This window comes from Kitasatospora sp. McL0602 (assembly GCF_052076145.1).
Taxonomy (GTDB): domain Bacteria; phylum Actinomycetota; class Actinomycetes; order Streptomycetales; family Streptomycetaceae; genus Kitasatospora.
In genome coordinates this window covers 6676992-6690018 of record NZ_CP197246.1, presented here as the reverse complement: position 1 = coordinate 6690018, position 13027 = coordinate 6676992, and the positions used below count along the sequence as shown (strand labels likewise).

The following is a 13027-nucleotide window of genomic DNA, read 5'->3' as shown; positions in this document are numbered from 1 at the left end:
CCGCCCGACGCCACGGCGCTCACTTACAGACCCTCGCCCGTGCCGCCTGCGGGAAGGTGCCAAGAGCAAACGCGTCAGCCTGGCTAGGTATGCTCAACCGGATGTCGTTTCGAGAAGTGGCTTCCCTGGGGCAGGCCCGCGCGCCCCGACCCTCAGAACGGGCTTCCTGACCACGCGGTGAGAACAGCGCCGCAGCGAAGCAGTCGTGACTGCAGCTCAACCCGCCCCTCCCCGGCCCACGGGGGCTCGGCCATAGCCGACCGGGGCCAGTGCGCGGAACCCCCGTCCACGACAGTGGCGTCGTCATGAGGCATCACGCATCGCTCGGGCCTGTTCCCCGATACGGTGTGCCTCCTCGACCGAGGCTGCAGCACGCTGGGCTCGCAAGCGGGCTTCATCCGAGCCGCGCGATGCCTCACCACCAGTGGCGAGCCCGCCGAGAAAGTCAACCAAGGCGTCGATCTGACGGACGACACCGCCTGTCAGAAAGGACCTCCGGTCTTCAGGGATCACTTCATCGACACGGGCTCGAATCTTCCGGAGTGAGTTAAGCGCCGCGTCCTGGTCGGTCGGCGCGAGTTCAGCGCAGCGCTTGTGAACATCGGCCAGCGGAGCGGTGATGCAGGTCGCTTCGTCGCGGGAGCTAAGTGTTCCGGTGCTTTCCAGGAGCCATCGTGCCGTGACGAGCCCGAGTTTCGCTCCGGCGTCTGGTAGATCGCTCGGATCAAGGCCGTCACCGAACTCTCGTAGAGTAAAAGTCACCGGATGACGGCCAACCAGGTTCAGCGTGACGCGGCCCGGGGCGGGCACGAGGCCGAACGAGGCGGGAACCAGGCTGAGCACGTTGGTCTCTAGACGATCAGCCGTCGCGGCGGGTGGGGTTGCCGTGATCGTCAACTGATCTCCGTCGACCGCTACGGTGACGTCACTCATCCCAGCGACTCCGGCGATCAGGGAGAGAGTCTGATCGCGCTGGCGCGCTGACGGAACAGTCGTGGCAACTGCGGCAGCCATACGGCTGTCGCTGTGACCGGAGATCCACGGCAGGAGCGCAAGCTGGACTGCGAGGAGCAGCTCGTGCAGGGCGAGAAGCTCCTCGCCGAACTCTTCGCCTGACAGCGAGACGGTCTTACGTGACACCACACGGCCGTCGCGGATCTCTCGTCGAGTTGCCGTGATGCCCTGGTCGCCGACAACCACGGAGGCGTGAGCACTGGCGTTCCGGTAGAGCATGTCAACAGTCTCGCCGCTTGGCGGCCCGAGCCTGACGAACTCATTCACGATGTCGCCAGACTTGAATCCCTCAACCACGGCCTCCTCGTAGACGCCGTCCGGCGCTCGTCGGCTTGCTCGCGCGGCAGTCAGGATCACGCCGCCGAGGTCACACAGTGCACCTTCAACGAGCTCCCGGTAGACCTCTGTCAGTGTCCGCATCACGTGCCGCCGGGGCAGGCCATACCGCCATTCGCGGCCGAGTCGTTCGACTTCGTCGGTTATCCGCTCCAAGCCCAACCACACTCGCCCCACAAGCAGGGCGTGATCGGTGATCCAGGGGCCCGAAGCATCGGCCGCGTCGAGCACCGCCCTCAGCTGTTGGGCCCGCGATACGAGAAGCTCGTGGTCGACAGCTCGCGCGCTCATAGCCAAGATCGGTAGCAACCCGAAGATGTGCTCGTCAGTTGCGTTGCTTATGCCGGGGATGTCAACGAGGGCCTTGCGCACAATGCTCGCGGCTTCTGCGATCGACGTTCCGGTACGCCCCACGCTCGTCCACGCTGCGGTCACGAAGTCGAGTGATCCGTCCGGACGGATCGGCCCGTCGGCAGGCGAGTCCTTGATGAGCTTGATCTGTGCGGCAAGCCGATGAGCGTGCCCTGCCCCCGCATCGAACCAGCGCTCGCCCTCCGCCTGCAGCTGCATCGCAGCGTCCAGGTCGGTGGACGCGATCGTTGCGGCCATGGCTGCCTGACCACGGACCAGAGCCATGGCAGCCCTCACGAGTTCACGATGTACTGCTCGCCAGGCCATTGGCGGCATGGTGTCCCGCAGGGACTCCACCCAGGCCAGTCCGCTGTCGATTTCCTTGATCAGCTCACTGAAGGCAGCGACGGTGCCCGTCTCCTCTGGGTCCCACACGCGGCTCTCGAGCAGCTGCTTCACCTTGGGAGCCGGGTCCTCCAGCCTGGTCAACGCCGGCATGATCACCTGGTCCAGGTGATCATGCTCTTCGAGCGGAATGCCGCGCGTCGCGAACGCAGACAAGGTCTCAGCCGTCGTGGCAACGCGCTGGGCGAGCCGCTGCAGAGCGACCTTGAAGACCGTGCGGCGGGCGCTGACAGCAGCCCGGACCTGCCGAACCTCGTCATCTGGCAGGGGACGGCCACATGCAGGGCACTTCCCTGCCCCCTTCACCGCACGAGGCACACCACAGACTATGCAGTTCGCGGCGATGGCAAGCCTCACCCGGTACGAGTTGTCAACCGTCGTCATTCAACCAGGATCTCAGGTCCGGCACCCCTAGGGTGAACGTCATCGGTGTGGGTGGTACGGAACCTCACCGGGCCCTTCTCCGGCTTTGCTGTTGCCGAGCCACTTACGCTGTGCCGATGCACATGAGCCTCGCGTTCCGCACCGCGCAAGCCCTTCTGGCCGATCGGCCACGGCGGTGGGTGCACTCCCGGCTCTCTTCCCATACGCCCCCGACCCCGCCCCGGGACCGTGAGCCGCCGGTGCGCGGTCAGCAAGCAGTCGGGCCGCGCGGGGCGCGCCGCCCACCATCAAGGATCGGCCTGACGACCGGCAACTCATGGCGTCTGAAGCACGAATCGCACAGGTTCTGACAGGGCCTTCTCCGCAGAGTCGAGGTCGGCGAGCCGGGTGGCGAGAGTGGCCATCGCGAGGCGTTCCGGGAGTGCCTCGTGGAACTTCAGGCCGCGCATGGCCTTGACGTCGACGTCCGGCAGGCAGAGGTGAGTTGCGGCGTCGGCGGTGCCGGCCTTCCAGATCTGCGGAGTGAGATCAGTCCGCAGACGCACGTACTCGTCGGAGAAACGTTGGCGCTCGTCGGTGAGTCCGGCGAGCGTGGCGGTGAGGGTGGCGTTGGCCCGGTAGCCGGCCCAGGTCCACCAGCGGACGTCCTCGCCGACTCGGGTGATGACGGTGCCACCGGGGTGGACCGTGTCGACGTTCTTGTCCCGAACGACCGCAAGCTGCTGGGTTGCTCGCCGGGTGAGCTTGACCTGCGGGTCGGCGCCGAGCAGTACGTCTCGAGCCGCTCGGTTGAGGGCGTAGGAGGTTCCGGTGTAGCCGGTCCCGAACCATCGGGCGCGGCCGTTCAGGTCGGAGGCTTCGACGAAGCAGCGGCGCCGGGTCCAGTCGATCCAGGTCACCTTCCAGCTTCTGCCGCCCAGCAGCAGGACCCGCGGGCCGTCGATCTTCTCGGTGAGGAGCATGGGGTCGGTGCGGCCGATCTCCTGCCGGCCTGCGAAGACGGTGAACTCCGGTGGGGCGGTGAAGACCGCGGTGAGGCCCATGAAATGGCGGCGGCCGAACTTCTCCTCGGCGGCCGGGCCGATGAACAGCAACTCGCCGTCCTGGTCGAGGAATCCGTGGTCGACCAGGTGCCGCAGGATGGGTTCGGCACTGCGGTCGAAAGGCGGGAGACCGTTCCACCCCTGGCTCCACAGGTTTTGACCGATCTTGTGCTCCTGCAGGTTCAGGGCGAGGAGCTGTTGGGCGACGATGTGGCGGGGTTCCGGCGGAGCGGTGACGGGTTCGATGTAGCCGCGGCCCCAGAGCACGAGGAGGGCTGAGGCGCCGAGAAGCGCTTCATGGCTTCGGGTAAGGAAGAGGCAATTGCGGGTGGAGCCGGCGCGGCGACCGGTGCGGCCGATGCGTTGGAGGAAAGAGGCGACAGTCGTCGGCGAGTCGATCTGGATCACCCGGTCCAGGTCACCGACGTCGATGCCGAGTTCGAGGGTGCTGGTGGAGACGATGACGCAGTCGCGGGCCTCGGCGAACGCTGCTTCCGCGCGGCGCCGTTCGTCCAGCGAGAGCGAGGCATGGGAGAGGAAGGTGGTCACGCCAGCTGCCCGCAAGGCAGCGCCGAGTTCCTCCACCAACTGCCGGGAGTCGCAGAAGACGAGGCGCTTCTCGCCCCGGTGCAGAGCGGCGATCACCTTGGCCGCATTGGAGGTCGAGCCGACATAGTCGAGCTCGATGTCGCCCGGCGGCGGCGCGGTGGCCTCTCCCCCGGTCCGGGGGACGAGGTCGACGCCCGGCGCCACGACCCGGGCGGCACGAGCCCCTCGCCCCGAGCCTTGGAGCCAGCGGAGCAGCGACTCGGGGTTGCCGACCGTAGCGGACAGGCCAACCCGCTGGATGGGCCGCCCGGAGAGGCGCTGGAGGCGCTCCAGCACGGCGAGCAGGTGCCAGCCCCGGTCGTCGCCGGCGAAGGCGTGCACCTCGTCGATGACGATGGTGCGCACTCCGGCGAAGAGGCGGTGCTGGTCGACCTTGGTGCTGACCAGCATCGCCTCGAGGGACTCCGGCGTGGTGAGCAGGATGTCGGGCGGGTCGGTGAGGATGCGACGCCGGGCGGTCTGCGGGATGTCGCCGTGCCAGAGCGCCACGCGGCGGCCCAGCCAGCCCGCGTACGTTTCGAGGCGCGGCAGGAGGTTGTTGAGCAGGGCCTTCAGCGGACAGACGTACAGCACCGACAGGCCGGTCCAACGGCCCTGTTCCATCGCGGACAGCAGGGGGAAGGTGGCCGCCTCGGTCTTGCCGCCGGCAGTCGGGGCGAGCAGGACGGCGTCCTCGCCGTCCAGCAGCGGGGCGATGGACTCCTGCTGGAGGGGACGGAGGTCGCGCCAGCCCAAGGAGTTGACGATGTGGTGGACGAGCGCGGGCTGAAGCCTGCTCATCGCGGCCGCCCTTCCCCCTCCCGGGCCGGCCGGTGCGCTGGTGTCGTTCACAGGTCGAGCTCGACGTCGCCTGCGGAAGCTGCGCTCCGTTCAGCCTCGCTCAGTTCGGCAGCGGACAGGGTGAGCGCGTAGTGCTGCCGCGGGTCGAAGTCCTCGAACTCGTCGACCCGGTCGAGGACGTCGGCGACGAGCTTGCGCAGGAAGACGCGCGGGGCGATGCCGACCTGCCCGCCGAGGCCGCCGGTGACGGCGGTGGCGAGTTGGGCGATGTACGCGTTGTCGACCCGGTCGGCGATCCGCTCGGGATTGCGGGCGGCTGCGGCGTAGAGGTCCCGGACGGCGCGACCGAGTTCGCCGAGGCGGTCCAGGTCGAATCCGGTGAGTCTGAGTTGGACGGCGCGCGGGGAGTCGAAGCGCGGGTCGGTGGTGAAGTCGGTGGCGAGACGCTGGGCGAGCGGGGGCAACCGCTGGACACCCTGCTGCCCGTCGTAGAACGCGGGCGTGCCGGTGATCACGAGGAAGAGGCCGGGGAAGCGGCCGGCGTCGATCTCGTCCAGGAGCTGCCGCAGCGCGTTGAGGCCCTTTTCGCGGACGTCTCCGCGCACACGCTGGAGCGTCTCGATCTCATCCAGAACGAGCAGCAGGCCCGGGTGGCCGCAGTCCCGCAGGACCGTCAGCAGGCCCTGAAGGAAGCCGAGGGCCGCGAAGTGGTCGAGGTCGCCTCGGACGCCGGCGGTCCGGCGTGCTGCCGCGGCGACGGATTTCTGGCCGCCGAGCCACGCGATGAGCGCTTCGGCGGTGGCTGCGTCGCCGGCCGCCTTGGCGTTGCGGTAGCCGCGCAGGGCGGCGGCGAAGGCCGGGGTGGTCCGGGCGACATCGGCAAGACGTGACTCCATCAGCGCGTCCACGGCCTTGCCGAGTGCCTCGCTGTCCTCCTCGGAGACGTCTCCGGTGGCGAGGACCTCCTCCTCCAGTGTGTAGAACCAGGAGTCGACGACGGCGCGTAGGGCGCTGGGCGTGTGGGTGGCGGTGGAGAGGCGTTCGGTGAGTCGCCGGTAGACCGTCTCCAGGCGGTGTAGCGGGGTCTCGGTCTCCGAGATCTGGATCTCGGCTGTCGCCAGGCCCATGCGCTTGGCCCGCTCGGCCAGCCAGCGGGCGAAGAAGGTCTTGCCGGAGCCGTAGTCGCCCCGGACGGCGTGGAAGGCCGCTCCACCGCGCGCGACCACGGCGAGGTCGTCGTCGAGGGCGCGCTCGAAGCGCTCCAGGCCGACGGCGAACAGGTCGAGTCCGGACTGGGGCACGGTGCCGCGTCGCAGTGCGTCGATCACCTCCCGGCGCCGCGCCGGGCTGATGTGCCCACCGCCGCCCGTTGCGGAGCCGCGGGTACTCATTGGTCCTCCAGCTGGAACTGCTCGCGTGCGAGCTGTGCGTTGAACCGCAGGCGCGTGCCGTTGTCGGTGAATTCCAGCACGGGGTAGCTCTCCACGTTCAGGAGTCGTTGCAGCAGAGCGGCGAAGCCGTCCACGCTTCGTCCGGTCTTTCCTGCCGCCTTGGCGACCGCGACGAGCGACAGCACGCCGTCTGCGGCGACGAGCGCGTCGACCACGGCGGCAACGGCGGTTGCATCCGGGGCAGCCCGCACATACAGCCGCTGCGAAGACAGCACATCAGAGGCTGCAAGGAGTTGACCGAACGTCGGGGCACTCTTCACCGTCTCGGGCGGCAGCGCCTCTGCGGGCGCCTGCTGCTTGGGGGCCTTCGTGCGGCGCCCCAGGCTTGTCGACCCAGCAGGGACGGGACCCGCGGCGGCCTGATCGGCGGCCGGCTCGTGGGCGTTCCACCAGCGCGGGGTCACCTGCTCCGGAGCGATCAGCGACCAGCCCTTCGGCAGTTGCGCCTCGGACGGAAGCAGCACCAGCACCGGCACGGTCATCTCCGCGAGTGATGCTCCGCCGTGGTAGCCGGCCTTGCGCGGTGTGTAGCGGATGTCCTCGCGCCAGGGTGCGACGACCCGGCCGCCCCCCTCCAGCACGCGAGGTCCGGCGAGCAGGACCTCCCCGTCCTCCGGCTCACCGGTGCGCCAACGGGCGGCACCGATGCCGCCTCCGGCAGCCGGGGCGTCGAGTCCCTCCCCGCGCTCCAGTACGTGGCCGTGGTCGGCGACGAGCACCACCGGGCGTCCGTACAGCCGTGCGGCACTGAGAAGTTCCTCCAGGTACGTCACATCGGCGAGCCGCCACCTGGTGCGGTCGCCCTGTGCCGCGTGGTCGAGCGAGTCGTCCACCGTGTTGAGAACGACACCGACGGCAGCCTGATCGGCCAGCTCCCGCTGCAGCGCCTCCGAAAGACGCTGCGCGGCGGCGCCTCCTATGTCTGCCTTGTGGAACAGCACGCCGGAGCGCCGTTGGCGGTCCCAGAACGCGGCGAAGCCGGGCTTCTCCACCGACTGGCCACCACTGGTGAGTTTCCCGGTGAGCAGGGAGGCCCGGCTGATCCGTGTGAGCGAGGGGATCGCCGCGACGGCGGCGCTGCGTGTCCCGGCCATCGGTCCGGCTTCGAGCCAGCCGCGTCGGGACAGCTCGGCGCCGAACCCGACGGCGACCTCACTGCTCATGCCGTCCAGCAGCAGGACCAGCGGCGCGCGCTTCTCCTTGCCTGCGAGCTTGAACGCGATCGTGGCGAGCACGTCCTCGACGAGCAGCGCACCGGCCGGCGAGTTGCTGCCGGCCGTGCGGGTCCAGTCGCGCAGATGCCCGGCGAAGGCCTCGTCGATCGCGGCGCGGCGCTCGCGCGCCGCCAGGTACACGCTGCGGTAGGCGGCACTTATGGCGGGACTGGCCTCGGCGTCGCCGGCCCACAAGATGGTCAGTGCGGCGTCGACCCAGCCCCAGTCGGCGAGGTGACGCTGAACGGCGTCGGCGACCGAGGTGACGCTGGGCTTCGGCTCCGCCAGCCAACGGACCAGCCGCACCGCGGCCTCGGCGGTACGAACCCGCCCCCGCAGGAACGTCGCGAGCTGGTGGTGCCGCAGCTGCTCCAGGGCCTCGGCCGCACGGCGCGGGTCACGGCCGGCTCGGGGGTCTTTGGGGTCCAGCGACTCGGCGAGCATGCCCAGTCGCGCCTGGAACCCCGAGGGCAGGTAGGCGTTCTGGGCGAGCCCGGCGCTGAGCCCGGCCTCCTCGGCGAGCCGGTCGGCCTGCCGCAGCACCTGAAGAGCACGGTCCCGCGCGGCGTACTGGTGGGCTCCGGCTTGTTCGGCCTGGAGCAGCCAGCGGGTTAGCGTCCCCTCCACCGCGGCGGTGAAGGCCTGCAGTTCGGAGGGCTTGAGGCGCACGGCTCCGAACAGGCCGCCGAGCGCGAGCCCCGCTTCCGCTGCGGGCGCGGGGCCGGTGAGCACCGAGCCGACGACGCCCAGCGCCATCGCTTCGTGGCCCCGGCCGGCTGCGCAGAGGTTCAGGAGCAGGGGGGCAGCCTCGCCGACGACCTTCGCCAGCCAGGCGCTGATGCCTTGGCGCTCCTCCTCGGCCAGTACGGCATACCCGGCCGGTCCGGCAGGGCTGCGGGACCAGGAGAGCAGGGTGTCGGCGTCGAGCGGAGTCTCCCGCTGCACCGGGTCACGGCGGCCGCCGGCCATCTCCTGGGCGGAGTTACCGATCGACAGGCGTGCCTCGACCAGAGCGCGCATCGCCGCGTCCAGGGTCAGTACGGAGCCGGCGCGGGGCCAGCCGCTGTGCGGTTCGGCGTCCAGCAGCGCGTTCACCAGCCAGGACTCCGCCCGGATGCGCGGGTCGAGGTCGGTGGCGCCGAAGCGGAGCCGGACGATCTCCGCGCGGTCCACGCTGAGCACCTGGCGGCGCAGCGCATGCCCGAGCAGATCCCAGCCGAGCTGCCCGTCCGCGACCGCGGTGGCCACCACCAGCACGGAGCTGTCACCCGGAGCCTCCTCAAGGTGGCGGTGCCACGCATCGGAGATGCCTAGCACCGAGTGGTCCTCCACCACCTCGACCCTGCGCTTCTCCTCGCCCAGCGCGGCCGTGAAGCTGGTGGCCGCACCGGGTTCGTAGCGCCCGTGGACCAGGACAAGTCGGCGGTCCGGCTGCTCCGACAACTCCAGCCGCAGCAAAGCTTCGAGGACCCTACGGTTGACCAGCGGTGGCAGAGTCGGCATCAGGCGTCCGTTCCCTCGGTTGCTCCCGGCTCGCCGGCCGGCTTCCAGCCGATCTCGATCTCCGAACCCGGGTTGGCGACAGCGAAAGCACGCACTTCACCGAGCAGGTCGGCCAGCACACGCTCCAGCACCGAGTCGCCCGCGCTGGCGACAACCCTGCGGGTCGACGCCCCCGGCTTGGCGACCGCCGGCGGCTGCGAGGACGGCAGCGGGGGCTGGCCGTGGAAGGTCAGGCTGACCTGCTCCGCCTCAGTCGGCGCGGCCTGCGGGACAGGCGCGGGCGGGAACGACTGCGGCTCAGCGGGGACGGGCTGAACAGGTGCGGCGACCACTGCCAGTCGGGCCGCGTCCCTGATCAACGCCAGCGCCTGCGAGGTGAGCCCGTCCAGGACGGGCGCAAGCTTCCGCTCGCCCTCGTCCTCCCGGGCAGCGCGGGCCACTTCGGCGAGCAGCCGCTGTGCCCGGTCTCCGATCCCGTCCGGGCGCCCGGCGTACTCCCGGACGCTCTCCAGCAGGTCCCACTGGACGCGGTCGAGAGCAGCGAGCACCGTCTTGGCAGAACCGAGTGCGGCGCCCAGCCCGTCGTCAGTGATGTCGTAGGCAACGGCAGCGAGTTCCCGTACGAGCCCGGTGTCGTCCTGCTGCCGGGTCAGACGCTGCACGAGATCGGCGGCGTGCCGGGCCGCCAGCAGCCGCGGCGAGGCCGGGTCGGTGAGGCCCAGCGCCTGGGCATGCCGCGGCTTGCCCAGTGAACTCCACACGCCCTCTACCGCGGATTCCAGCGTCGCGACCTTCGCACGGACGGCGGCGGCCAGCTTGGCCACGTTCCGCGCGAACAGCACCGGCGGCACCCCGGCAACCCCGAGCAGCGCCCCCGCCCGGTCGCGTGCGGTGGCGAACTCACCTTCGCTTGGCATCTCCTGGGCGTGCAGGGTGTAGCCGGTGCCGATGGCGGCGAGCGGGGGCGCGGTCGGCTCGGGCTTGCCGTGGAACAGCCAGGCGCGGTCGGCCAGCAGCGCGTAGGTGGCGATCAGCAGGCTGCTGACCTGCTTGTCGAGCCCGGTCCAGCCGAGCTTGCCGATCCACTTGCGGATGTCCTCAACCTTGTAGTCGCCGGTGATTTGCTGCTGGGCGGCGTACTGGTCGATCCGGCGGCGCCATTCGGTACTGAGGGTGAGGGGTCCGTCGTGGACCTCGCCGAGTTCCAGCGGGTGGACGACCTTCTTCACCACGGCCATCTGGCCCCGGTCGAGTTCGACACGGCGGGAGCCGTCGTCCATGGCCTTGGTGATCCACTCGAGCACGGTCTTCAGCTCGCCGGGGGTGATCGCCTTGCGGTTGTTGGCGGTGTCGAAGTTCGGGTGCTTGGGGTAAAGCACCTGGAAGACCGAGTCGGACAGCCTGAGCAGGTTGCCCTCGAACCCTGCTGCCGCCTCCAGCCGGGGGCGGTGCCCGGGCAGCAGGGACATCACGTGGCCGTCCTCACCGATCGGCGCACCGGCGTTGGACTCGTCCAGCCGACTGATCCCGTACAACTGCCCGAGCACGGCGGTGAGCTGGGACTCCAGGTTGTCGCGCTGAGCCTGGAGCTGGTGGCGCATGCGGATGCGGTCCTCGGCCGAGTAGTTGACCGCCAGGTCGTCGAGCCGCTCCCGCTCCAGCAGATAGTTGATCTTCAGTAGGCGCCCGAGCTGGCCCGCACGCTGGCGCGACAGGTGGGCCGGGAGCCAGACGATGGTGGGCTGATGGTGGCGCTCGTCGCGCTGCAACTGCCGTACTCGAGCGGCGTCGTCGCTCGGGTACTGGTTGGGGACGTCGAAGGGATAGTCCAGGACGAACCGCACCCGACCGTCCACGGACGGGATGAAGTGGTCGTCCGGGATCTCCTGCGGGTCACGGACGTTGCCGAAGACGAACTCCGCGGTCCGCTTGGTACCCCGCCAGACCACCTCGCGCTCGCAGACGAAGCCCTCGACGTCCTTGATCTTGAGAGCCCGCCACAGCGCCTCCTTGATCCAGATGCGACGCGCGCTCATCCGGTCCTGCTCGCCGACGGCGTCCAGCAGCGGCTCAACGTCGAGGTCAGACAGGTGCAGCGCGAACACCGGGTCGTCCCCGCCGTCCGAGCGCAGCTCCCCGCCGAACTCGCCCTGCAGCTCCTCCAGTCGGGCCAGCGCCACCCGGTCGTCGGTGATCGTGCGGGTGCGGCGGACGGAGCCGTGGTTGAGGTCCGCCAGTCGGCGCGCGGTCAGCCGGGCGAGGGCAGGAACTTCGGGGGTGAGGTAGGCGAGCAGCAGCGTCTTGACGAGCCGGTCGGTGGACCGGAAGTCGGGGTCGTCCTCGGTGCGGTACTTCTCCAGCAGCGAGGCCCGGACCTTGTCGTAGAACCGGGACGCCTGCTCGCCCTCCTTGCGGAGCTTGTCGGTGAAGGCGTCGCCCATACCGCCCGACAGGACGTCCCACAGGTCGCCGAGGGGAATGACCTGACCGACCTTCATGTCCTCGCGACGCCGCCAAAGCAGGTCCTGGAGAAGCTTGAGACCAGTGCGCTCACGCTGCAGCGCGCCCGAAAGCGCGACCAGGACGTTCAGCAGCGCCGGGGTCAGCGGGTAGACGTCCCGGAAGTCCGACCAGTCGGCCTGGGTCGCGCCCTGCGAGTCGAGCAACGCGTCCTTCACGCGGGGGTTGGACTGCTCGAAGTCAGCGAACGCCGCGTCGAGCGCCGCCCGGGCCTCCGGTGAGCGCGGCTTGAGCACACGCTCCTTGATGATCGCGGGGAGGTTGCGGTCCTCCAGGTTGATCACGTCGAAGCGCTCGGCGAGGTAGCCCACCTGGGATTCGAGGTTCTTCACCTCGGCGCCCGTGACGTCCTCGCCGACCAGCTGGGAGAGGTTCCGCTGCCGGGAGACGAAGGAGATGATCGGGACCGGTCGGTCGGCGACGCCCGATTCGATGATCTTGACGAGTTTGCCGACCTCGGTCTTCACGAAGTCCTGGTCGCTCATCTTCGCCTGCAGCCAGAGGATCAGCTCGTCGATGAACAGCACGATGCCGTCGTAGCCGAGGGACTTGGCGTGCCGGCTGATCACCGACAGGCCGTCCTCCAACGGCAGGAACGCCGCCGCGTCACCGCTGGCGCCGCGCACGTACGACTTCATCGGCCCACTGAGGAGGGCAGAGACCAGTGCCTCCCGCAGCGGGTCACCCTGCGGGGCGACGAAGGCCCGGTCGAGATCCGCGCTGGTCCAGCCAGTGGCGGGGGCGGCGCCGGCCTCCAGCGGGACAAGGTCGTCCTCGACCTCTCCAGGGTGCACGCTGCCCGAGCCTTCGGTGGAGGGCTCGCCGAGCTTACGGATGAACAGCTCGTCGCCTTCGATGTCCCGGTTGTAGCGGGCATCGTCCAGCATCGCGTCCGCCCGGTAGACGGGGGGCGTCGGAGCATTCGGGTCGAGCAAGCGAACCGCCCGGACATAGCCGCCGAGCAGCGCGGAGTCCAGGTCAGCCGCGCCGACGAGGTGGTACGGCACCATCAGGAACCGGCGGTCGCGCAGCCAGTCGTCGTGCTCAGCGATCACCTCCTGCAGACGCAGCTTCGCGCGGGCGGCCGGCTCGTTGTTGAGCACTGCGTGCAGCACCGACATGAAGTGGCTCTTACCGGAGCCGAACGACCCGTGCAGGTAGGCGGCGTTCGACGAGCCGTCCCGCGCCGAGCTGCGGACCAGGGTCAGCGCCTGACCGAAGGCCTTCTTCAGCTGGTCGGTGACGACGTACTCGTCGACCAGCCGCTGGGTCTCCTCGAAGCCGCCGGACAGCTCCACCTTGAACTTGCCGGCGTGCACCGCATCGGGGATGTCCAGGACGTCCCGGAGGTAGAGCTCAGAGCTGGACATCGCGGGTCGCGGTTCCCTTCGTCACGGTCTTCTGGTCGTCGTCTGTG

At 69.6% G+C, this 13027-nt stretch carries 5 protein-coding genes; all 5 read right to left on the bottom strand.

All coding sequences use genetic code 11. From position 1 onward, the window contains the following. Positions 1–303 precede the first annotated feature (303 nt). The 5 genes from ACR68M_RS30370 to ACR68M_RS30350 all read right to left on the bottom strand — a co-directional run bounded on the left by ACR68M_RS30370 (position 304) and on the right by ACR68M_RS30350 (position 12980). Positions 304–2490: a hypothetical protein gene (locus ACR68M_RS30370; protein WP_441247350.1), complete on the bottom strand. Its 2187-nt coding sequence runs from the start codon at positions 2488–2490 to the stop codon at positions 304–306. Between the two features lie 314 nt (positions 2491–2804). Then, positions 2805–4922 carry a DEAD/DEAH box helicase gene (locus ACR68M_RS30365; protein ID WP_441247349.1) on the bottom strand — a complete coding sequence of 706 codons (2118 nt, stop codon included), beginning with the start codon at positions 4920–4922 and terminating at the stop codon, positions 2805–2807. Positions 4923–4969: 47 nt separating this feature from the next. Further along, positions 4970–6313 carry a BREX system ATP-binding protein BrxD gene (gene brxD, locus ACR68M_RS30360; RefSeq protein ID WP_441247348.1) on the bottom strand — a complete coding sequence of 448 codons (1344 nt, stop codon included), beginning with the start codon at positions 6311–6313 and terminating at the stop codon, positions 4970–4972. Further along, complete coding sequence (gene pglZ, locus ACR68M_RS30355; protein WP_441247347.1) at positions 6310–9090, bottom strand: BREX-2 system phosphatase PglZ; 2781 nt, start codon at positions 9088–9090, stop codon at positions 6310–6312. The genes brxD and pglZ overlap by 4 nt, the downstream gene beginning before the upstream one ends. After that, a complete protein-coding gene (locus tag ACR68M_RS30350) occupies positions 9090–12980 on the bottom strand; it encodes a DUF6079 family protein (protein ID WP_441247346.1) in 3891 nt (1296 codons plus the stop codon). Before ACR68M_RS30350 ends, pglZ begins: the two co-directional genes overlap by 1 nt. Positions 12981–13027 lie beyond the last annotated feature (47 nt).